We start from the raw sequence: 22,024 nt of genomic DNA on the forward strand, positions 1-22,024 counted from the left end.
ATTCACGCACCGTAATGTCGGTTCGCGACATCCCGTCAAGGGCGAGGGTGGTGAAGGAAAGTGCGTCGCGCCGACCGCCAGCGCTGAACGCCAGCTGCGATGACGACTGGGTGCAGTATGTCGTCCGGAACAGGTTCAGAAAAGGTGCTTGAGGGCCGCACCTTTACCATGACCGGCCCGCTCCAAGCTGAGGCGAAGGAACTCTCTGAAAGCTGTCGGACGATCATCAGGAGCGCTGCAACGGAGTACCGCATAGTAAAAGTTGTGGAACGGAGCAAGACAACCGGACTTGAGTCGATGACTTCACCCCGCGGAGGTATCGATGTGAGAGCAACGAAACTACCAGCAGTCAATCTGTTGCTGTGCCGCCGTTGCGGGGGGGCACGCACTCTAATCAAGATTTTGGCGCAGCCTAGAGCCAGTCTGCCCGGCGATCGGAGGACGTTCCGGTGTCCCAGCTGCATGTCGTCCCAGACCTACCAAATCAACCGGCATGGGGCGCAGCTACTATCTTCGGATTGAGATGCAATTGGGCGGCTATAATCTGACTGGAAAATATCCGGACCAGATTGGTCCTGATTCTCCGGCCACCACGCTCGGTCGTGTTCGCACGCCGCGTTGTCCCGACGTCGAGCGACGGATAAACTTCAGGTCGGTATGTCGGCGGCTGGAACCAAAAGTTGCGATTTTGATTCGCTGCTTTGCCCGGAGGCCTTACGCCGTCGCCACACTACGCCAGCGCGCGCCCATAAGTAGTGAAGGTGTGGATGTCAACCTCAGATACTTCTTGCTAATTGGCTGATATTGCAGGCCATCGAAAAAGAGAGCTTCGGTTCATTTTTGTTCGGTCAGAATGTCGCACCTTTACCAACGGTTTACATAATACCTACAAATTGCAGGAACGGGATTTGATAACAAGAAAGTCATCGACCTCCGTGTTCGTCGCTCTGCCATTGCACTTCTGCTGACTGCTTCATTTCCACGACACCCGCACATTGCGGACCAACGGTCGAAAACCGAGGGACCCTTCGTCATGCTCGCCAGCCTGTCTATTCGCGCCAAGATCACCATTGTTCTTTCATTGTTGCTGCTTGCGATGACGGGTCTCGGCCTGATCGCGGTTCGCAAGATGCAGGCGATCAACGCCAATGCGGTGGATATCCAGACCAGCTGGCTGCCGAGTGTTCGTCTGCTCGGTGATTTGCGCTCGGGCACGATCACCTATCGCAATGTGATCCGTCAGCACATGCTGTCCGAGACGCTCGAAGAAAAGCTGGCCAATGAGAAGACCTTGGAGACGGTGGTCACGAGCAACAACGGCATCCGTGCGAAGTATGAGAAGCTGATCACCTCGCCGGAAGAACGCGCGCTCTACGAGGAATGGAGCAAGCTCTGGGACACCTACAAGAAAGGCACGCTCGATGTGATGGATCTGTCGCGCAAGAGCGCCGGCAAGATGCCGCAGGAAGCTAATGCGTTGAACACGAAGACTGTGAATCCGGTCGGCCTGAAAGCTGACGAAATTCTGAACAAGGACATCGAGCTCAACCTCAGGGGCTCCGACACTGCCGGTGCAGACGCTCTCGCCAATTACGACGCTGCCTTCCTGATGGTGGTCGCTATCCTCGTCATCTCGGCTGTGCTTGGCATTGGTATTGGCATCTATCTCGTGCGGGACGTCTCCAGCGGCATCGCATCGATCGTCAAGCCGATGCAGGCACTGGGCCAGGGCGATCTGACCGCCATCGTGCCGCATCAGGGCATGAAGACCGAGATCGGCACGATGGGAGACGCGCTGCAGATCTTCAAGCAGGCGCTGATCGACAAGCGTACGGCCGACGAAGCGGCAGCAACCGATGCAGAAGCCAAGATCGAGCGTGGTCGCCGCGTCGATAGCATCACCCGCGAATTCGAAACGATGATCGGCGAGATCGTCGAGACGGTGTCGTCAGCTTCGACCGAACTGGAAGCCTCTGCCAGCACGCTGACCGCGACCGCCGAACGCTCGCAGGAGCTGACAACGACCGTGGCAGCCGCTTCGGAGGAAGCCTCGACCAATGTGCAGTCGGTTGCTTCGGCGACCGAGGAGATGGCCTCGTCAGTGAACGAAATCAGCCGTCAGGTGCAGGAATCGGCCAGCATCGCCAATCAGGCCGTCGATCAGGCACGCTTGACCAACGATCGCGTCAGCGCGCTTGCCAGTGCGGCCGCTCGCATCGGTGACGTCGTCGAGCTGATCAACAACATCGCCGGCCAGACTAATCTTCTGGCGCTCAACGCAACTATCGAAGCAGCGCGTGCCGGCGAGGCCGGTCGTGGCTTCGCAGTGGTGGCATCGGAAGTGAAAGCGCTGGCCGAGCAGACGGCGAAAGCCACCGGTGAGATTTCGACGCAGATCTCCGGCATCCAGGCGGCGACGCAGGAATCGGTTGGTGCCATCAAGGAGATCGGGGACACCATCGGCCGGATGTCCGAGATCGCTTCGACGATCGCGTCGGCGGTGGAAGAGCAGGGCGCTGCGACCCAGGAAATCTCCCGCAACGTCCAGCAGGCAGCGCAGGGCACGATGCAAGTCTCGTCGAACATCACAGACGTTCAGCGTGGCGCCAGCGAGACCGGCTCGGCATCCTCGCAGGTGCTCTCTGCAGCGCAGTCGCTGTCCTCGGACAGCACGCGTCTGAAGGTCGAGGTCAGCAAGTTCCTGAACGCCGTACGCGCAGCCTGACGCTTACAAATATCAAGTCCTCGAAGCCGGCGCGAAAGCGCCGGCTTTTTTCATTGTCAATTGACGCCGCTTCCACCCATCGCTTGGTGCGCTGTTCTGTTTGTGCAGGTTATGGGCTACCGCGTGCAACGGTTATGTGTCGCGCTTCTCAACTTTGTGCCCGGCGCTGCGCAACGTCCTGCGGCGTCTTGGCGATCTCTTAGTCATTTGCTGCAATCGTGTACTACGCGCTTTTTGCACGCAGCGGCATACCGTCGTCGCTGCAAGTTATTTGGACCGGCGTTGCGTCTTAGAAAGAGACCATGACCCCTATCGATTATGAGTATTTGCAGAAGATTCTGAAAGATCGTTCCGGATTGGTGCTATCGGCCGACAAGAAGTACCTGCTCGAAAGCAGATTGATGCCGCTGGCGCGCAAGGCCGGTGTCGCCGGGATCAGCGAACTCGTTCAGAAGATGAAAGCCGGTTCGGAGCCGATGATCTCGGATGTGGTCGAAGCCATGACCACCAACGAGACCTTCTTCTTTCGCGACAAGACACCGTTCGAGCATTTTCAGAACACGGTCATTCCCGACCTGATCAAGGCGCGCGCTGGCAAGCGTAGCCTGCGGATCTGGTGCGCCGCCGGCTCGACCGGGCAGGAGCCATATTCGCTCGCCATGATCATGAAGGAACTCGGCGCCGCGCTGACGGGGTGGCGCGTCGAGATCGTGGCCACGGATCTCTCGCCCGAAGTGCTCGAAAAATCACGCACTGGCGTCTACACCCAGTTCGAGGTGCAGCGCGGCCTGCCGATCCAGTTGCTGGTGAAACACTTCAAGCAGACCGGCACGACGTGGCAGCTCAATGCTGACATCCGCGCGATGGTTCAGTTCAAGCAGTTCAACCTGCTGCAGGACTACGCGCATCTCGGCAAGTTCGACGTCATCTTCTGCCGCAACGTGCTGATTTATTTCGATCAGGCGACCAAGACTGACATCTTCGGCAGGCTTGCCAAAGCTAGCGAACCTGACGGCTATCTGTTCCTGGGGGCAGCCGAGACCGTGGTCGGTCTCACTGACCGCTATCGGGTTTGCTCCAATCGTCGCGGTGTCTATCTGCCGGTGAGTGCGCAAGCGTCGCCATCGATCGTGCCCGACATGGGTGCCGGACTGAAGACGTCTCCCGCCAGTATGCGGGCGTAGGAGCGGTCATGGCAGAAGAAGTTGCAACCAACGGGCGCGTCATTTTCGGGCGTGGCTACAATGTCTGGATCATGGCCATCGACGGCACATGGCGGCGCAGTTGCGTGCTGAAGGCTGTGTCGAGTCATGATGCTGAGTTGATACTCGAGACCTCCATCGAGGGCCTCAATCTGAAAGAGTTCTTCCTGCTGCTGTCATCGACCGGACTTGCCTATCGCCGCTGCGAACTGGTCAAGGTCAACGGTGCGCAGATCGATATTCGCTTCCTGAACACCAAAGGTAGCAAGAAGAAATCGCCGGCGAAGAGCGATCACGGCGATATGGCTGACGCCTGATCATGCGGCATCAAGATATCGATGATCATCACATCGAAGCTTGTATCTTCCAACACGAATAGACCGATCTCGCCACCATCGGCCGAGACGGTTTCGAAGCCCTCGCGTTCCAGTGTCAGCCTAATGGACATGGACACGAGTGGGTCGTCGTCGACGACCAGAATGCGTTTCATGGCGGCGCCCCCGCGCGCTGGAGTGAGCCTGCAGTCACTCTCCACGCAACACGCAACCATGACGCGACGAATCGCCGACGACGCCAAGTGTTTAGTCATTTCGCCGGAGGTGTCTGTCCAGATTTGCACACTTGGGGCATTTCGTTGTTGCCGGGTTGCACGCGCCATGTACATGGTTGGATATGAGCATGATGTTCGAAGAACTGGATTATCGCCCGACGCCGATGGGTGTCCTGACCCTGCGACGTCGGCGGAAGCCGGGCACGGACATCGATATCTTTGAGATCAAGCTCGGCGACGAATTTCTGATGTCGAGCGCATTCACGGCTGCCGAGATCGCGCTGGCGGATATCGGTCTGGCGTCACTAACCGGCAACGGGCTGGATGTCGTCGTTGGCGGTCTCGGTCTGGGCTACACTGCGCAGGCAGTTCTCGCGCACGAGAAGGTCGGTTCGCTGGTCGTCATTGATGCACTGCCCGAAGTGATCGAATGGCATCAGGCCGGCCTGATCCCGATCGGCCGCGAATTGTCGGCGGACGGGCGCTGCCGTCTCGTCCATGGCGATTTCTTCAAGATGGCGACCTCGACGGGTGGTCATCTCGATCCCGATGAACCCGGTCGTCGCTTCGATGCGATACTGGTCGATATCGACCATGCGCCGGACAACCTGCTGCATCCGAGCCATGCCGTGCTCTACACGGCGGCCGGGCTGCAGCGTCTGTCGGAGCATCTCAAGCCCGGCGGCGTGTTTGCGCTGTGGTCGAACGACCCACCAGAAGCTGCATTCACGGCCGTGATGGAGAGTGTCTTTGGCGCCGTCACCGCGCATGTCGTGGCCTTCGACAATCTGAGCGCAGACGAGGAAGTGTCCAACACCGTCTATGTCGGCACCAGGATCGAAGAGGCCGCATAGCGCGCCGTTGCGCTATTCGGCGGCCTGTTTCGCCAGCATCTGCTTGTCCGACCGGTTATCGTCGTCGCGCTTCGATCGTCCCCAGCTCGACATGATATTGGAAAGCTTGTCGAGATAGACATAGACCACTGGTGTCGTGAACAGCGTCAGTGCCTGGCTGACGATCAGGCCGCCGACCATCGCGTAGCCGAGTGGCTGGCGGATTTCCGAACCGGTGCCAGTGCCGAGCATCAACGGCACGCCGCCAAGCAGCGCTGCCATGGTCGTCATCATGATCGGGCGGAAACGTAGGATAGCGGCCTTGCGGATGGCTTCTTCCGGTTCAAGATGTTCGTCGCGCTCGGCCGCAATTGCGAAGTCCACCAGCATGATGCCGTTCTTCTTGACGATGCCGATCAGCAGCACGATGCCGATCAGTGCGATCAGACTGAAATCGAAACCGAACGCCATCAGGATCGCCAGCGCGCCGACGCCGGCAGAGGGCAGCGTGGACAGGATCGTCAGCGGGTGGATGTAGCTCTCATAGAGAATACCGAGGATCAGATAGACCACCACCAGTGCGGCGAGGATCAGCAGCGGCACTGTCGATAGCGATTGCTGGAACGCCTGTGCTGTGCCCTGGAAGGTGCCGCGCAAGGTCGAAGGCGCGCCGATATCCTGCATGGCAGCCTGTACGGCATCGGTCGCCTGTCCGAGGGCAACGCCCTGCGCCAGATTGAAGCTGATGGTGATCGCCGGGAATTGGCCCTGATGGCTGATCGAGAGCGGCCGCACGGGCACCGTCGTCCATTTGGCAAAGGCCGACAGTGGCACCATGTCGCTTGTCGTCGGCGACTTGATATAGATCTTGTCGAGTGAGTCGAGCTTGCCCTGCATCTCGGGCAATATCTCGAGAATGACGTGATAGCTGTTCAACTGCGTGAAATACTGCGCGACCTGACGCTGGCCGAACGCATCATACAGCGTGTCGTCGATCAGTTGCGGTTGGATGCCGTAGCGCGAGGCGTTGTCGCGATCGATGGTCAGCGTCAGCGTCGTGCCCTTGGTCTGCTGGTCGGTGGCGACGTCGCGTAGACCCGGCAGCGTCTGCATCTTGGCCAGAATCTTCGGCGCCCACTCGTTCAGTTCGGACAGGTTCGCGTCCTGCAGCGTGTATTCAAACTGGGTGCGGGTGGCGCGGCCGCCGAGCCGGATGTCCTGTGCCGCCTGCATGAACAAGCGCGCGCCCTGAACCTTCTCCAGCTTCGGTCGCAGCCGTGTGGTGATCTGTTGCGCATTGGCGGAACGTTCGTCCCGCGGTTTCAAGGTAATGAACATGCGCCCGGTATTGAGCGCGCCGCCGCTGCCGCCAATCGACATGGCTACGCTGGCGACGTCGGGATCGGCCTGCACGATCTTGCCGAGTTCTTCCTGGTGGATCTTCATGTCGGCGAAGGAAATATCCTGCGACGCTTCGGAGGAAGCGGTGATCAGGCCGGTGTCCTGCTGCGGGAAGAAGCCCTTCGGGATAATCATGAACAGATAGACCGACAGGACGAGCGTGGCGAAGAACACCATCAGCGTCGTCAGGCGCCAGCGCAGCACGAGGTCGAGGCCGCGCTCATAGGCGCGCAGCAGAGCGTCGAAGGCATTCTCGCTGAGCTGATAGAGCCGGCCATGCTTGGCGTGTTTCTCTTCGCGCAGGAAGCGCGAGGCCATCATTGGGGTTAGCGTCAGCGACACCACCAGCGAGACGAAAATCGTCATGGTCAGTGTCACGGCGAATTCGCGGAACAGGCGGCCGATAATGCCACCCATCAGCAGCAGCGGGATCAGCACCGCAACCAGCGAGACTGATATCGAGACGATGGTGAAGCCGATTTCACCGGCGCCTTTCAGCGCGGCAGCCATCGGCGTTTCGCCTTCCTCGATATACCTAGTGATGTTTTCCAGCATCACGATGGCGTCGTCGACCACGAAACCGACCGAGATGGTCAGCGCCATCAGCGACAGATTGTCGAGCGTATAGCCGAACACCCACATCAGCGCGCAGGCGCCGAGCAATGCGAGCGGTACGGTCACGCTGGGAATGACGGTGGCCCAGACGCTGCGCAGGAAGACGAAGATCACCATCACGACGAGGGCGATGGTCAGCAGCAGTGTGAACTGGACATCCTGCACGGCGGCGCGGATGGTCTGCGTGCGATCGCTGAGGACCTCGATCTTCACGGTCGGCGGGATCGCGGCCACCAGACGCGGCAGCTCGGCCTTGATCTTGTCGACAGTGTCGATGACGTTGGCGCCGGGCTGCTTGAAGATCACCAGAAACACGCCGCGCTTGCCATTAGCCCAAGCCGCCTGCTTGGCGTCTTCCGGGCCTGTCACCGCCGTGCCGATATCCCTGACCCGCAGCGGACCACCATTGCGATAGGCGATGATGACGTCGTTCCAGTCTTTCGACTCCGGCAACTGGTCGTTGGCGTAGATCGTGTAACTGCGGGTCGCGCCGTCGATATTGCCTTTCGGGCTGTCGACAGTGGTGATCGCGATCTGGCTGCGGATGTCTTCGAGCTGCAGCCCCTTGGCCACCAGCTTGGCAGGATCAATCTGGATGCGGATCGCCGGCTTTTGCTGGCCGCCGATCGTAACCTGGGCGACACCGGAGATCTGGCTGATCTGCTGCGCCAGTTGCGCATCGACACTGTCGCTGACCGTCGTAATGGGCAGCGTGTCCGATGTCGCCGACAGCAGCATGATCGGCGAGTCGGCCGGGTTGACCTTGCGATAGGTGGGCGGACTCGGAAGCGTCTTCGGCAATTGTCCGCCAGCGGCATTGATCGCAGCTTGCACGTCATTGGCAGCGCCGTCGATCGAGCGGTTGAGATCGAACTGGATCGTGACTGCCGATGTGCCGAGCGAACTCGTGGAGGTCATCTGCGCTACGCCGGGGATCTGCGCGAGCTGTCGCTCCAGCGGCTGCGCCACCGAGGATGCCATGGTCTCGGGACTGGCGCCGGGCAGAGTGGCGGCTACCTGGATGGTCGGGAAGTCAACCTGCGGCAAAGGCGCGACGGGAAGCTGGGGATAGGAGACCAGGCCGACGAACAGGATGCCGGCCATCAGCAATGATGTTGCGATCGGATAGCGAATGAACGGTGCTGAAATTCCTCCGTTCATGGCTATTCGCCTTTCGCCGGAGTGGCTGCGGATGTTGCGACTGACGTCGCTACCAGCGCGCCCGGCTGCACTTTATATTGCCCGGCGACGATAACGCGCTCGCCGGCGCTCAGCCCGTCCTCGACCACCGTGCGGCCATCGATGGAACGGCCGACCTTGATTTTCTTCAGCTCGGCTTTGTTGTCGGCCCCGACCGCAAAGGCATAGAGCCCGTCGGCCCCATGTTGAACGGCATCGTCGGGAATGACGGTCGCATCCTTCAGGGTGGTCACCAGCAGCCGCGTCGAGACTGAGAGGCCGGGCCACAGCACGTGGTCCTTGTTATCGAACACCGCCTTCAGCCTGATCGTGCCGCTGGTCGTATCCACCTGATTGTTGATGACCGCGAGCGTGCCTTCCGAGAGCGTCCGCTTTCCGTCGGTGGTCAGCGCGATCACCTTGAGCGGATGTTCCGCGAGCGACTGGCTGATGTCGATGAGGTTCTGTTCAGGCGCGGTGAAGATTACGGCGATCGGCTCGATCTGCGCGATAGTGACGATGCCGGTCTGGGTCGCAGCATTGACGATGTTGCCTTGGTCGACCTGACGAAAGCCGACGCGGCCGGAGATCGGAGCCTTGATCGTGGTGTAAGCGAGTTGGGTCTGTGCATTCGAGATCGCGGCATCGTCGGCAGCGATCTGCGCGCTCAACTGCTGCACAGTCGAGCGTTGTGTGTCTGTCTGTTGCCGTGTCGCGAATTCGCCGAGTTTGGTGAAGCGCTGCAAATCCAGATTGGCATTGGCGAGATTGGCTTCGTCCTGCGCTTTCTTGGCCTTGGCCTGATCGAGCGCTGCCTGGAACGGGCGCGGATCGATCTGTGCGAGCAGGTCATCCTCCTTGACGATCTGTCCTTCGGTGAAAGCGATCGTGTCGATCTGACCATCGACACGGGTCCGCACGACGACAGTATTAAAACCCTGCACGGTGCCTAAACCGCCGAGATAAACCGGGAAATCAGCTTTTTCGACAGATGCGATTTTCACCGGGACGGGGGCAGGGCCGCGCGGTTTGTCGGCATTCGCCTGCTGTGCTCCGGTAGCTCCGTAATGCTGCCATGCGATAGTTCCGCCGGCCGCAAGCAGCGTCAGAGCGATCAGTCCAGTCCATCGAGAACGGGTAAGCGTTGTCATGGTGATCTCATCAATCTCTTGGCAGCCACTGACGCGGACATGCGCGTCCAATGCGCGCCCGCTTGGGCGGCTCCTGATCAGCTAGGTGGCGACTCAAATGCTGTAAACACACGACCGCTTGAACGCGTGCTTCATTGCCAAATCTTCATGTTCACTATGATTTACGCGTGATTTCTCGCATCGTTCCAACAGGACACTGCGCCTCGTTTTATGCGGCGTCTTGGACAATCCACCGGCGCAGTGAGAAGCGCCTGGTGTTGTAACTGCGCGTCGTATCCGTCATAGGCTCGTCGAAGCCGACATAGCGGCTTGCACGTGTAATCTCCGGAGCGGCACATGGACGAGTTGAATGGGCGGATGATCGCCTGTCAGATTTTGATTACCGGATTGATCGCGCGGGTCGCGAATGACTCGCCGGATCCGCTGCGCTTCCTGACCGACTATCGGGACGAGATCAAAGCCGTCGTGCGTGGCATCAACATCGCCGGCATGGAGAATACGGATCGGGTAAGGCAATCGGCGCTGCAGACCGTCGACGAGATGTTCTCGCTGATGAAGCCGCCGAGCAGCGAATAGGGCGACCCTCTCATATTACCTCCCGGTAGCTGCCGCGGCCAATCTAGACATATTCAAACATAAGAACCCTGCATTCTCGCCCAATTGCGTTGACCACCCGTTCTCCTGCCGACTACGTCCATGGGACAAATTATCGCACTTGATGCGTCCTGGCGTCGCAGTTTTGGGGGAATTCGATGGGTACGGCGAAAATGCCGCGGTCTTTGCGTGCTGTTTCTGAGGTTCGTGTCGGCGAGGGCGCCGATCCCCATTCTGGCCGAAAAGTAACGGCGGTTGCGGGTCTTATCGCGGTTGCGTCGTTCAGCGGTGCCGAAGCGCAGCAATCCACCCTTCCGCCGGTCACAGTGGATGCCCCGGTTGCCCGGCCCCGGCCGGCGGCGTCGAAGCCAACTCCGGACCAGATTCGCGCGCGCACCGCGCTCCGCCGCGCCGCCCGCCGGGCTCAACCGGCGCCGGTCGCGCCGGTGCCGTTTCCGAATGCCGGCGGACTAGCCGCTGATCCTTATGCTGATCCCGCCGCGCCCTATAAAGGTGATCGGCTTGCGGGCGGAAAATTCACCGAGAAGCTGCTGGATACGCCGCGCACCGTCACGGTACTCACCCGGGAAGTTCTCGAGGACAAGAACGCGACATCGCTGCGCGATGCCGTTCGTTCGACAGCCGGCGTGACGCTCGGCACTGGTGAGGGTGGCAATGCTTTCGGCGATCGCTTCTTCATTCGCGGCTTCGATGCTCGCAATGACGTGTTCGTCGATGGTATCCGCGACCCGGCCGTCAGCATTCGTGAAAACTTCTTCACCGAACAGGTCGAGATCCTGCGCGGTCCGGCATCGTCCTTCGCCGGACGCGGCACTGCCGGCGGTGCGATTAACATCGTCACCAAACAGGCGGGCGACAAGAATTTCACCAATATCGATACCGCCTTCGGCACCGATGCCACCAAGCGCGTGACCATTGACGCCAATCAGGTACTGAGCCCGACGGTGTCGGTGCGCGCCGGCGGCCTGTTCCAGGACGCCAATGTTGCTGGCCGCAACACCACGACTGACGATCGCTGGGGAGGCTTCGCGGCCATCAAGTGGACGCCGGTCGATGCCGTGAAGGTCACGGCCAACTACATCCACACCGACCTCAATTCGATCCCGGATTTCGGTATTCCATGGGACCGCGCGGCCAACAAGCCATCAACGGAAACCGGCATCGCGAACCGCAACAACTACTATGGCTTCGCCAATCGCGACTTCCAGCATGCCCGTCAGGATATCGGCTCGCTGAACACCGAAGTCGCGCTGACGCCGGATGTCACCTTCAGCAACAAGATGCGGCTGGAACGTTCGACCCTGGCCTATGTCGGCACTTTGCCGGAAGCGCCCCGCGCCGGCATTCCCGGCTATCTCGCTGATCCCGCCGGTTACGGACTGGTTCAGCTCAATGCCGTCAGCCGCTATCAGACCACGGACACGATCGCCAACCAGTCAGACTTGAAGTTCAAGTTCGACACCGGTCCGATCAGGCACACGACCATCGTCGGTGCGGAGATCTCGCGTGAGAAGGTCGATATCGACACTTTTACGGGCCTAACGACGGAGTCACTGCCGGGTGGCAGCACGAGCATCGGCTCGGTGATCGTTCCGATCAATAATCCGTATCTGACCTATTCGGCTTTTGCGCAGCCCACGCGTGCCAACAATCCAACGGTGATCAAGGTCGACACCAATGCGGGCTACGCCATCAATACGGCGAACTACAATGACCTCGTCTATCTGAACACCGGCATTCGCTATGACGATTACAGCGTCAGCGCGGGAAAGCCGTTTGCGACCACCACCACGTTCCCGCAAAAGGCAGATAGCGGAAATGTAAACTGGAATGTCGGCCTGACGTTGAAGCCGCTACCCTATGGCAGCGTCTATGCGGCCTATGCCACGTCGACCAACCCGGTCGGTGCCGAACTGGACGGCACCGACGCACGCTATGGCGGCTTCAACCTCACAGGCGCCTATAATCAGGTATTCGCGCCGGAAAAGAACAAGTCGGCGGAAGTCGGTACCAAGTGGGAACTGTTCGATCGCCATCTGTTGCTGACAGGCGCCCTGTTCGAGACAACCAAGAGCAATGCGCGTGAGCAGCTGACCGTTGCCGGTGCCACGCAGGTCGTAGCTGGCGCGTCATACAGAATCCGCGGCATCGATCTCGGCGTTGCCGGCAAGATTACCGATCGCTGGAGCGTGTTCGGCGGTCTGGTTCTGATGGAATCCAAGGTGTTGAATTCGGCAACGCCTGCTTTCATCGGGCGCGATCTCGCCAACATCGCGCATCAGTCGTTCAACCTGATGACCAAGTACAAGTTCGACTATGGCTGGGAGCTGGGTGGGCAGGCGACTTATCAGTCGCAGCGCACCGGCGGCATTCTGTACACGACCACCACGACGGTCCTGCCGGAATTCTGGCGCTTCGACATGTTCGTCGAGAAGAAGATCGACCAGAACATCACCCTCAAGCTGTTCGTCAACAACCTGACCAACAAGCTCTACTATGACGGCTTCTACAACAGCGCTGCACCATTCGTGCTGGTGGCGCCCGGCCGGTCGGGAACACTTGTTCTCAGTGGGAAGTTCTAGGGGATGCTGATCTGCATCCCTGATGTTCTGAGCAAAAATGATGTGGCGGAGTTCCGCCGCATCATGGATGCGGCCGGTTGGGAGGACGGTCGCTCGACGGCCGGTGCGCAATCGGCTCTGGTCAAAAGGAACGAGCAACTGCCGCCGGACAGCGATGTCGCCCGCGCGCTCGGCAATCGCATCATCTCGGCGCTGACGTCGAATTCGCGGTTCTTATCTGCAGCAATTCCGCTGCATATCTTCCCGCCGCTGTTCAATCGTTACGTCGCTTCGGACGGTCATCACTTCGGCGTGCACGTCGACAATGCGGTGCGCGGTGATCATCTCACCGGCATGCGTATCCGCACTGATCTATCAGTGACACTGTTCCTCTCTGAACCGGAGGAATATGAAGGCGGTGAGCTCGTCATTGAAGACAATTACGGCTCACACGAGGTGAAGCTGCCGGCCGGCCACCTCGTACTTTATCCTGCTTCCAGTTTGCACCTTGTAACGCCTCTAAGGGCAGGTATGCGCGTAGCGTCTTTTTTCTGGCTACAGAGCATGATACGTGATGCTCATGCGCGCAGCATGATCTTCGATCTCGACAGCGCGATTCAGAGCCTAGTTGAACGTCTCGGAAGGGACGACCCAGAAACGGTCAAATTGACGGGCATCTATCATAATCTCATCCGCTACTGGGCCGAGGTATAAGCTTGTTTAGAACTGTTCTTAAGTCGCTGGCTGTGCTGGCAGTGGTCGCGTTTGCTTCGCCAATCATTGCGCAGCAGGCTGCAAAGTCCGTGGCGCCAGTGGTTACTCAGGCAGCTCCCGCTGCGGCGCCGGCCCCGGTCACTGCTCAGCCGAGCAGCCCAGCGGCAAGCCCGGCCGCGTCGACAGCTCTTGCTAGCCCGGTGGTGGAGGCCGCGCCCAGGCCGATGGTCGCGACCGGTGAGCACGATCTGTCGCCCTGGAAAATGTTCATGGGCGCGGACATCATCGTCAAGGCGGTGATGGTGGGTCTGGCTTTCGCATCGGTCGTCACCTGGACGGTCGGCATTTTCAAGATGATGGAACTGACCTGGGCCATGCGTCGCCTGAAGGCCGCGCTCCGCAAGATCGGTGAATCGCGTTCGCTGTCCGAAGCACAGATGGCGCTCGGCGAGCGCGGCACGATCCTGTCGCGATTTTTGGCAGCGGCGATGCGGGAAGGGCGGATGTCCGCCGGCATTTCGAGCGATGAAGGCATCAAGGAGCGCGCCGCGTCGAGCTTCGGCGAGATCGTTCGTGCTGAAGGCCGCAAGGTGCGCACCGGTATGGGCATCCTCGCGACCATTGGCGCAACGTCGCCGTTCGTCGGACTGTTCGGCACCGTGTGGGGCATCATGAACAGCTTCATCGGCATTTCGAAATCGCAGACCACGAATCTCGCCGTCGTCGCGCCCGGTATCGCCGAAGCGCTGCTGGCGACCGCCATCGGCCTCGTCGCGGCGATCCCGGCGGTCATCATCTACAATCACTTCTCGCGCGTGACGAAGGCGTACATGGAAATCGTCGGCCGTGCGCAGGGCGCCGCCGGTCGTCTGCTGTCACGCGATCTTGATCGCACGCATTCGAGTTCACACGCACGCGCAGCGGCTGAATAATCATGGGTATGTCGCTTTCCGAAGGTGCAGACGACGATGATGATTTCGGTGAAAATCACGAAATCAACGTCACGCCCTTCATCGACGTCATTCTGGTTCTGCTGATCATCTTCATGGTGGCCGCGCCGCTGTCGACGGTGGACCTGCCGATCAATCTGCCGTCCTCTACGGTGACGCCGCAGAAGAAGCCGGACAAGCCGACTTATGTGAGCATCAAGCCGGATCTCGCTGTCGCGATAGGCGAGAACATGGTCAAGCGCGTCGATCTGGTGCGTCAGCTCGATGCGATGGGCGACGGCAACAAGGATCGTCCGATCTTCCTGCGCGTCGATCGCGCGGTGCCCTATGGCGAATTCTTCGATGTGATGGAACGGCTGCGTGCCGGTGGCTATCAGAAGACCAAGCTTGTTGCACTGGAAGGTGTTCCGGATGCCGCTGCGGCATCGCCGGCACCGATCGCTGCACCTGACACGCCGAAGCCCTGACGTTACGGAAGCGCTATGTCCGAGCTCGATAGAAAGTCGTCCTGGCGGCTGTGGCTGATCGCGGCGCTTGTCGCCGTGCTGCTGCATGTCGGCGGCATCGCTGCGGCTGTGTTCGAGATGCAGCAGGAAGAGGACGACGACGGCCTCGGCGCCAATGCCATTGAAGTCGGGATGGAAATGGTGTCGCCCGACGTCGAGCCGACCGATCTTCCGCAGGGCCCGGATTCGGAAGCGTCGACCGCATCTCCGGCCGTTCAGGAGCAGAAGGCTGTCGAGAAGCAGAGCGATCTCCCCAAGGAGACGCCGCACGAGAGCGAAGAACCCGATCAGGTCGTGACGGAGAGCAAAGCGACCAAGCCGGAAGAAGAGACACCCGAAAAGGCGCAAAAGCAGCAGCAAGCGTCGCAGGAATCTGTCGCGTCGGAAGCGGCCGCGCAGCAGAAGCTCGATGATTCCAAGACCGGCGAGAAAGCACAGGCGCAGCAGGGCGGCATCGGCACCGACAAGAAGCGCCTGTCGACGATCTGGTCCAAGCAGCTCAGCGCCTATCTCGAAAAGAACAAGCGCTATCCGCAGGAGCGCCAGCAGAAGACGGCCGAAGTGACGGTGAATTTCGAGATCGACCGCGTCGGTAAGGTCCTGGCTGTGCGGGTCGTGAAGGGCTCCGGCGACGCCGCATTCGACGAGGCCGCGGTTGCCATGGTGCGCCGCTCGGACCCGCTGCCGGCGCCGCCGCCGTTGATCGCCGACGACGGCCTGAGCTTCACCGTACCCGTGATCTTCCGCGTCAAGGGCAAGGGCTGACGAGAAGGGCGACTTAGTAGGTCGCCCGTCCGCCCGAAATATCGAACACCGCGCCGGTCGAGAAGGCGCAGTCTTCCGAGGCCAGCCAGGCGGCCATCGCGGCCAGCTCCTGCACCAGCACGAAACGTCCTTTCGGAATCTTCGACAGCATGAAGTTGATATGCTGTTCCGTCATCTGGTCGAAGATCGCGGTCTTCGCGGCAGCAGGCGTGATGGCGTTGACGTTGATCTCGTGGCCGGCGAGTTCCTTGCCGAGCGACTTGGTCAGCGCGATCAGGCCGGCCTTCGATGCCGAATAGTGCGAGGCGTTCGGATTGCCTTCCTTGCCGGCGATCGAGGCGATGTTGACGATACGGCCGTAATTCTGCTTCAGCATTACGGGGACGACGGCCTTACAGCACAGGAACGGGCCGTCGAGATTGATGCGCATCACCTTGCGCCAATCGTCGTAATCGATCTCCCACACCGGCTTGTTGAATCCAGTGATACCGGCATTGTTGACCAGGATATCGATCTTGCCGAACTCTTGAAGCGTCGCATCACGAGCTTCATCAATTGAAGCCACGTCCGTGACGTCGACTTTGAGGGCAATCACTTCGTCGCCGATTTCGCTCGCCGTTCTTACGGCCAGGTCAATATCCTGATCCCAGATCGCCACCTTGGCGCCGGAAGCGACGAAACGTTCGGTGATCGCGCGGCCAAAGCCCTGGGCGCCGCCCGTGACCACGGCGCAGCGGCCGTTCAAATCGATCTTGTTCATGATGCGATGTCCTCGGTTACAGCGTCCAGCCGCCGTCGATGATGTGCGCGACGCCGGTGGTGAAGGCGCTCTCGTCGCTGGCGAGATAGACGGCGAGGGATGCGATCTCCTCGGCGGTCCCGAGACGACCCATCGGCTGCCGGCTCACGAACAGCTCGCGGCCATTCGGGCCTACGGCCGCAGCGCGATCGAGCATCGACGGCGTTTCGATCGTGCCGGGGCAGATCGCATTGCAGCGAATGCCTTTGGTGATGTAGTCGACAGCCACAGCGCGGGTGAGGGCGGCGACAGCAGCTTTGGTTGCGCCATAGACATAGCGGTTCGGCGCTGCCTTGAAGACACCGGCGGCGGAGGAAATGTTGACGATCGCACCATTGCCGCGCGCAAGCATGCCGGGCAGGAACGCACGGATGGTCCGGTGCATCGATTTGACGTTCAGGTCGAACGAGAAGTCCCAGTCGGAATCGGAGCATTCCAGTGCTGCGCCGTGATGCACGAAGCCGGCGGCGTTGAGCAGGATGTCGATATCGCCGACCTTCTTCGCCATCGCTTCGACGGCAGCCGTGTCGCGCACGTCGAGTCGCGCTGTCTCTGCCACGCCGTCCTTCGTCAGCAGGGCGACGCCCTTGTCGTCGATATCGGTGGCGAAAACCGTTGCGCCTTCGCGTGCAAAAGCCAGTGCGCAGGCGCGGCCGATACCGACGGCGCCCGCGGTGACGAAGGCGCGTTTGCCTTTCAAGCGGTCAGACATGTGAGATCTCCCTGAAATTTTTCATTCACTCTCCGCCGTCATTGCGAGGAGCGAAGCGACGAAGCAATCCAGAAGCCAAGAAGAAAGACTGGATTGCTTCGCTGCGCTCGCAATGACGACCGAGGGATTAGTGATTATGCCGCGCCGTCCCGACCGTGCCGGCGATATCGCGATAGCGCGTTGCCAGTTCGAGGCAGGCACCGGTGGCCTGCTGGCCGACGGTGTTGCGATAGAGCTCCTGCCACGGCGTCTGGTTGGCCGGATATTTGAATCCGCCATTGGCCATCAGTTCGGCGCGACGTCGCTTCAGCTCCTCGTCGGAGATCAGGATATTCGCCGAGCCCTTGTTGAGATCGATGCGCACCTTGTCGCCCGTTTTCAGGATTGCGAGGCCCCCATTGGCTGCCGCTTCAGGTGTCGCGTTGAGGATCGACGGCGAGCCGGATGTGCCCGACTGCCGGCCATCGCCGATGCAGGGCAGCGATAGAATGCCGCGTTTGATCAGCGCTGCCGGCGGCTGCATGTTCACGACTTCCGCGCCGCCGGGATAGCCGATCGGGCCGGTGCCGCGCACGAACAGGATGCAATGCTCGTCAATATCGAGCGAGGCGTCGTCGATGCGGTCGTGGTAATCCTCCGGCCCCTCGAACACGATGGCGCGGCCTTCAAATGCGTTCGGATCCTTCGGATTGATCAGATAGCGATCGCGGAATTCCTTAGAGATTACCGAGGTCTTCATGATTGCGGAATCAAACAGGTTGCCGCGCAGGACGAGGAAGCCGGCATCGGCCACCAGCGGTTTGTCATAGGACCAGATGACGTCGTTGTCCGGCTTGGGCGAGGCGGCGCAGTTCTCGCCCATGGTCTTGCCATTTACCGTGATCACATCCTCATGGATGCGCTTGTGCTTCATCAGCTCGCGCACCACCGAGGGCACACCACCGGCGCGGTGATATTCCTCGCCGAGATAGAAGCCGGCCGGCTGCATATTGACCAGCAGCGGTACGTCATGGCCGAATTTCTGCCAGTCGTTGATATCGAGTTCGACACCGATATGACGCGCCAGCGCGTTGATATGAATGGGCGCGTTGGTCGAACCCCCAATGGCGGAGTTGACCACGATGCAGTTCTCGAACGCCTTGCGCGTCAGGATGTCGGACGGCTTGAGGTCCTCCCACACCATGTCGACGATACGGCTGCCCGTCTCATAGGCAATCTGGCCGCGCTCGCGATAGGGAGCGGGGATGGCAGCGCAGCCGGGCAGTGACATGCCCAAAGCTTCGGCCAGCGAGTTCATCGTCGACGCGGTGCCCATGGTGTTGCAATGGCCGACCGACGGCGCCGAGGACGCGACCAGCGTCATGAATTCTTCGTAGCCGATCTCGCCGGCGGCAAGGCGTTCACGTGATTTCCACACCACGGTGCCGGAGCCGGTACGCTGGCCTTCGTGCCAGCCGTTCAACATCGGACCGCCGGACAACACGATTGCGGGGAGATTGACTGTCGCTGCTGCCATCAAACAGGCCGGCGTGGTTTTGTCGCAGCCGGTTGTCAGCACGACGCCATCGAGCGGATAACCGAACAGGATTTCCACAAGGCCGAGATAAGCAAGGTTGCGATCAAGCGCCGCAGTCGGCCGCTTACCGGTCTCCTGAATCGGATGTACCGGGAATTCCATCACAAGACCGCCGGCAGCGGTAATGCCTTCGCGCACGCGCTTGGCGAGTTCGAGATGATGGCGATTGCAGGGCGACAGGTCGTTGCCGGTCTGCGCAATGCCGATGATCGGCTTGCCGGACTGCAATTCGTGACGCGTCAGGCCGTAGTTCAGATAGCGCTCAAGATAGAGTGCAGTCATTCCGGGATTGTGGGGATCGTTGAACCATTCGCTCGAACGAAGTTTGCGCTTGGTTGCCTTTGCAGGCGAGGTCCCCGCAGTCGGCGTGGACGAAGTCGACTTGGTCATCATTTCTCCCGCAGCGCACACTTTATATTCTGGTGCGTCGTCTCTTTTGATTGGTCACGAATGTTTGCACGCCACTGGCTGCTTCGCAACGTTTGCATCTGCGAAGTTTTTCTACGACTATGATCCAACGACACGCCGCCAGAAAATCTGGTAGGATGTCAGACAAGTAAGAACAGGCGGCTCCGGCAATCGGAGGACGCAGTCTCTAAAATGGGACATTTGGGAGGGAAATGTATGGCGTCCGTGCAGATTCACGACGTTCGTAAGTCTTTTGGCGGTTTTGAGGTTCTCCACGGCGTGTCGGTCCCCATCGAGGATGGCCAGTTCGTGGTTCTGGTTGGGCCATCCGGCTGCGGAAAATCCACATTGCTGCGCATGTTGGCGGGCCTGGAGAAGATCACCTCCGGCACGATCTCGATCGGCGATCGCGTGGTCAATGATGTCCAGCCGAAAGAGCGCGACATCGCCATGGTGTTCCAGAATTACGCGCTCTATCCGCATATGACGGTTGCACAGAATATGGGCTTTTCGCTCAAGCTGCGCGGTGCCGACAAAAGCGAGATCGATCAGAAGGTCAATCGCGCTGCCGATATCTTGGATTTGAGGCGATTGCTCGAGCGTTTTCCCCGGCAGTTGTCGGGGGGGCAGCGCCAGCGCGTGGCCATGGGCCGCGCCATTGTGCGTGACCCGCAGGTGTTTTTGTTCGACGAGCCGCTGTCCAACCTCGATGCCAAGCTGCGCGTCGCCATGCGCGCCGAGATCAAGGAACTGCATCAGCGCCTCAAGACCACGACGGTCTATGTGACGCATGACCAGATTGAGGCCATGACCATGGCCGACAAGATAGTGGTGATGCAGGACGGCATCGTCGAACAGATGGGCGCGCCATTGGAGCTCTACGATCGCCCCGAGAACAAATTCGTTGCGGGCTTCATCGGATCGCCTGCGATGAATTTTCTCGAAGGCACGCTGAAGGTGAATGGCGGCCAGCCCTGGGTGGAAACCGCCAACGGCGCGAAGCTGCCGATTACGGCAGCGCCTGCGGCAGGGAACGACAAGGCTGTCACTTACGGCATTCGTCCCGAGCATCTCGAATTCGCCGATGACGGCATCGAGGCCGAGGTCGTGGTGGTCGAGCCGATGGGGTCGGAGACTCAGGTCGTCGCACGCATCGGCACCCAGGACATCATCGCGATCTTCCGTGATCGACGTCCGGTCGCGCCGGGCGACAAGATCCATCTCAGGCCGCGCGCGAATTCGGCGCACCTGTTCGACAAGGAGACCGGCAAGCGCGTCAACTGACACGCTTTTCTGCCGAATCAATTTCAAAACATTGGTCGATCAACGAACCAATATTACAGGGAGAAGACGAAAGATGACTGGATTTACACCGGATCGCCGATCTCTGCTCAAGGGCGGCGCGATCACGCTTGCTGCTGCGGCGACCATGTCCGCGGATCAATTGCTGGGCTACGCAAAAGCCTGGGCGCAGGCCTCACAGTGGAAGCCGGAAGCCGGCGCCAAGATCAACCTGCTGCGCTGGAAGCGCTTCGTCGAAGCCGAAGACGTGGCCTTCATGAAGATCGTCGATGCCTTCCAGAAGGCGACCGGCGTCACCATCTCCGTCTCCAACGAATCCTATGACGACATTCAGCCGAAGGCTTCGGTCGCGGCGAATACCGGACAGGGCCTCGACATGGTCTGGGGGCTGTATTCCCTGCCGTTCCTGTTCCCGACCAAGTGCATGGACGTCTCCGACGTCGCCGATTATCTCGGCAAGAAGAACGGCGGCTGGGCCGAGTCCGGCAAGCAATATGGCATGTATAACGGCAAGTGGATCGGCGTTCCGGTCGCTGCGACCGGTGGCCTCGTGAACTACCGTGTCGCTGCTGCGGAGAAGGCCGGGCACAAGACGTTCCCGAACGATCTCGCCGGTTTCTCGGATCTGGTGAAGGGTATGAACAAGAACGGCACCCCGGCCGGCATGGCGCTCGGCCACGCTTCGGGCGATGCCAATGGCTGGGTGCACTGGGCGCTGTGGGCTCATGGCGGCAAGCTGATCGACAAGGACAACAAGGTCACGATCAATTCGCCGGAGACTGCGAAGTCGCTGGAATATGTGAAGGGCCTCTATGACAACTTCATTCCGGGCACCGCGTCGTGGAACGACTCGTCGAACAACAAGGCATTCCTCGCCGGCCAGCTGCATCTGACCACCAACGGCATCTCGGTCTATGTGACCGCGAAGAAGGAAGCCCCGGCGATTGCCGAAGACATGAACCATGCACATTTGCCCGTCGGTCTGGACGGCAAGCGGCGTGAGCTTCATCTCGGCTTCCCGATCCTGATCTTCTCCTTCACCAAGTTCCCGCAGGCCTGCAAGGCGTTCACCGCCTTCATGATGGAGCCGGAGCAGTTCAATCCCTGGGTCGAGTCAGCCCAGGGCTACCTGTCGCCGTTCCAGCTCGCTTTCGAGAAGAACCCGATCTGGACCGCTGATCCGAAGAACACGCCATATCGCGACGTGGCTTCGACGGCATCGACCCCGGCGGGCGAAGCGCAGATGAGCGAGAATGCAGCGGCGGCGATCGCCGACTTCGTGGTCGTCGACATGTACGCCAATTACTGCACGGGCCGTGAGGACGTGAAGACCGCGATGTCGTCTGCCGAGCGCGCGGCGAAGCGCATCTTCCGCGCCTGAGGACGACCTTGCCGGCGCGGAGCGACCCGCGCCGGCAACTCTCCGAAGCAGCCGTGAATCTCATTTCACAATAGGCTGC

The 22,024-nt window shown here is 60.2% G+C and carries 18 protein-coding genes; 12 read left to right on the forward strand and 6 right to left on the reverse strand.

Features of this window, described 5'->3' with window-relative positions; genetic code table 11:
• The first annotated feature begins 1,033 nt into the window (after positions 1 to 1,033).
• From AB8B20_RS00490 to AB8B20_RS00500, 3 genes are all read left to right on the forward strand, one after another.
• Positions 1,034 to 2,725, forward strand: coding sequence for a methyl-accepting chemotaxis protein (locus AB8B20_RS00490; protein WP_439071281.1), 1,692 nt, complete (start codon positions 1,034 to 1,036; stop codon positions 2,723 to 2,725).
• Between the two features lie 302 nt (positions 2,726 to 3,027).
• On the forward strand, positions 3,028 to 3,909 hold the full coding sequence (locus tag AB8B20_RS00495; protein ID WP_439071283.1) for a CheR family methyltransferase: 882 nt from the start codon (positions 3,028 to 3,030) through the stop codon (positions 3,907 to 3,909).
• 8 nt (positions 3,910 to 3,917) lie between these two features.
• Positions 3,918 to 4,244, forward strand: coding sequence for a pilus assembly protein PilZ (locus tag AB8B20_RS00500; RefSeq protein ID WP_068730616.1), 327 nt, complete (start codon positions 3,918 to 3,920; stop codon positions 4,242 to 4,244).
• On the opposite strand, the gene AB8B20_RS00505 is transcribed toward AB8B20_RS00500, so the two are convergent.
• A complete protein-coding gene (locus tag AB8B20_RS00505) occupies positions 4,220 to 4,417 on the reverse strand; it encodes a response regulator (protein ID WP_158596832.1) in 198 nt (65 codons plus the stop codon). The two genes, AB8B20_RS00500 and AB8B20_RS00505, sit on opposite strands and share 25 nt — an antisense overlap.
• Before the next feature lie 188 nt (positions 4,418 to 4,605).
• Here AB8B20_RS00505 and AB8B20_RS00510 point away from each other — a divergent pair, with 188 nt between their 5' ends.
• Positions 4,606 to 5,331: a spermidine synthase gene (locus AB8B20_RS00510; RefSeq protein WP_439071285.1), complete on the forward strand. Its 726-nt coding sequence runs from the start codon at positions 4,606 to 4,608 to the stop codon at positions 5,329 to 5,331.
• A 12-nt stretch (positions 5,332 to 5,343) separates the two neighbouring features.
• Here the strand turns inward: AB8B20_RS00510 and AB8B20_RS00515 are convergent, their stop codons facing one another.
• Positions 5,344 to 8,487 carry a multidrug efflux RND transporter permease subunit gene (locus AB8B20_RS00515; RefSeq protein WP_439071286.1) on the reverse strand — a complete coding sequence of 1,048 codons (3,144 nt, stop codon included), beginning with the start codon at positions 8,485 to 8,487 and terminating at the stop codon, positions 5,344 to 5,346.
• Between the two features lie 2 nt (positions 8,488 to 8,489).
• Positions 8,490 to 9,656, reverse strand: a complete 1,167-nt coding sequence (locus AB8B20_RS00520) for an efflux RND transporter periplasmic adaptor subunit (RefSeq protein WP_439071288.1) — start codon at positions 9,654 to 9,656, stop codon at positions 8,490 to 8,492.
• A gap of 336 nt (positions 9,657 to 9,992) precedes the next feature.
• Here AB8B20_RS00520 and AB8B20_RS00525 point away from each other — a divergent pair, with 336 nt between their 5' ends.
• The 6 genes from AB8B20_RS00525 (at position 9,993) to AB8B20_RS00550 (ending at position 15,767) form a co-directional block, all read left to right on the forward strand.
• Positions 9,993 to 10,232, forward strand: a complete 240-nt coding sequence (locus AB8B20_RS00525) for a hypothetical protein (RefSeq protein ID WP_089267192.1) — start codon at positions 9,993 to 9,995, stop codon at positions 10,230 to 10,232.
• Positions 10,233 to 10,408: 176 nt separating this feature from the next.
• Positions 10,409 to 12,853: a TonB-dependent receptor gene (locus AB8B20_RS00530; RefSeq protein WP_439071289.1), complete on the forward strand. Its 2,445-nt coding sequence runs from the start codon at positions 10,409 to 10,411 to the stop codon at positions 12,851 to 12,853.
• A 3-nt stretch (positions 12,854 to 12,856) separates the two neighbouring features.
• Complete coding sequence (locus tag AB8B20_RS00535) at positions 12,857 to 13,546, forward strand: Fe2+-dependent dioxygenase (protein WP_439071291.1); 690 nt, start codon at positions 12,857 to 12,859, stop codon at positions 13,544 to 13,546.
• A 2-nt stretch (positions 13,547 to 13,548) separates the two neighbouring features.
• Positions 13,549 to 14,478, forward strand: coding sequence for a tonB-system energizer ExbB (exbB, locus tag AB8B20_RS00540; protein WP_439071292.1), 930 nt, complete (start codon positions 13,549 to 13,551; stop codon positions 14,476 to 14,478).
• A 2-nt stretch (positions 14,479 to 14,480) separates the two neighbouring features.
• The gene (gene exbD, locus AB8B20_RS00545; protein ID WP_439071294.1) at positions 14,481 to 14,963 is read left to right on the forward strand and encodes a TonB system transport protein ExbD; all 483 of its coding nucleotides are present in this window, start codon (positions 14,481 to 14,483) and stop codon (positions 14,961 to 14,963) included.
• A 15-nt stretch (positions 14,964 to 14,978) separates the two neighbouring features.
• The gene (locus AB8B20_RS00550) at positions 14,979 to 15,767 is read left to right on the forward strand and encodes an energy transducer TonB family protein (protein WP_309944423.1); all 789 of its coding nucleotides are present in this window, start codon (positions 14,979 to 14,981) and stop codon (positions 15,765 to 15,767) included.
• Positions 15,768 to 15,780: 13 nt separating this feature from the next.
• Here the strand turns inward: AB8B20_RS00550 and AB8B20_RS00555 are convergent, their stop codons facing one another.
• The 3 genes from AB8B20_RS00555 to AB8B20_RS00565 form a co-directional block, all read right to left on the reverse strand.
• On the reverse strand, positions 15,781 to 16,527 hold the full coding sequence (locus tag AB8B20_RS00555; protein WP_120291084.1) for an SDR family oxidoreductase: 747 nt from the start codon (positions 16,525 to 16,527) through the stop codon (positions 15,781 to 15,783).
• Positions 16,528 to 16,543: 16 nt separating this feature from the next.
• Positions 16,544 to 17,278: an SDR family oxidoreductase gene (locus AB8B20_RS00560; RefSeq protein WP_439071296.1), complete on the reverse strand. Its 735-nt coding sequence runs from the start codon at positions 17,276 to 17,278 to the stop codon at positions 16,544 to 16,546.
• Between the two features lie 127 nt (positions 17,279 to 17,405).
• The gene (locus tag AB8B20_RS00565; protein ID WP_439071298.1) at positions 17,406 to 19,244 is read right to left on the reverse strand and encodes an IlvD/Edd family dehydratase; all 1,839 of its coding nucleotides are present in this window, start codon (positions 19,242 to 19,244) and stop codon (positions 17,406 to 17,408) included.
• A 234-nt stretch (positions 19,245 to 19,478) separates the two neighbouring features.
• Between AB8B20_RS00565 and AB8B20_RS00570 the strand changes: the two genes are divergently transcribed.
• Both AB8B20_RS00570 and AB8B20_RS00575 read left to right on the forward strand, forming a co-directional pair.
• Entirely contained in the window at positions 19,479 to 20,546 is a 1,068-nt protein-coding gene (locus AB8B20_RS00570) for an ABC transporter ATP-binding protein (protein ID WP_089267200.1), read from the forward strand.
• A 73-nt stretch (positions 20,547 to 20,619) separates the two neighbouring features.
• Positions 20,620 to 21,945 (forward strand): ABC transporter substrate-binding protein, encoded by a 1,326-nt coding sequence (locus AB8B20_RS00575; RefSeq protein ID WP_093758875.1) that lies wholly within the window; start codon positions 20,620 to 20,622, stop codon positions 21,943 to 21,945.
• The last annotated feature ends 79 nt before the right edge of the window (positions 21,946 to 22,024 follow it).

It is taken from the genome of Tardiphaga sp. 866_E4_N1_4, assembly GCF_052076075.1.
GTDB classification, from domain to species: Bacteria; Pseudomonadota; Alphaproteobacteria; order Rhizobiales; family Xanthobacteraceae; genus Tardiphaga; species Tardiphaga robiniae.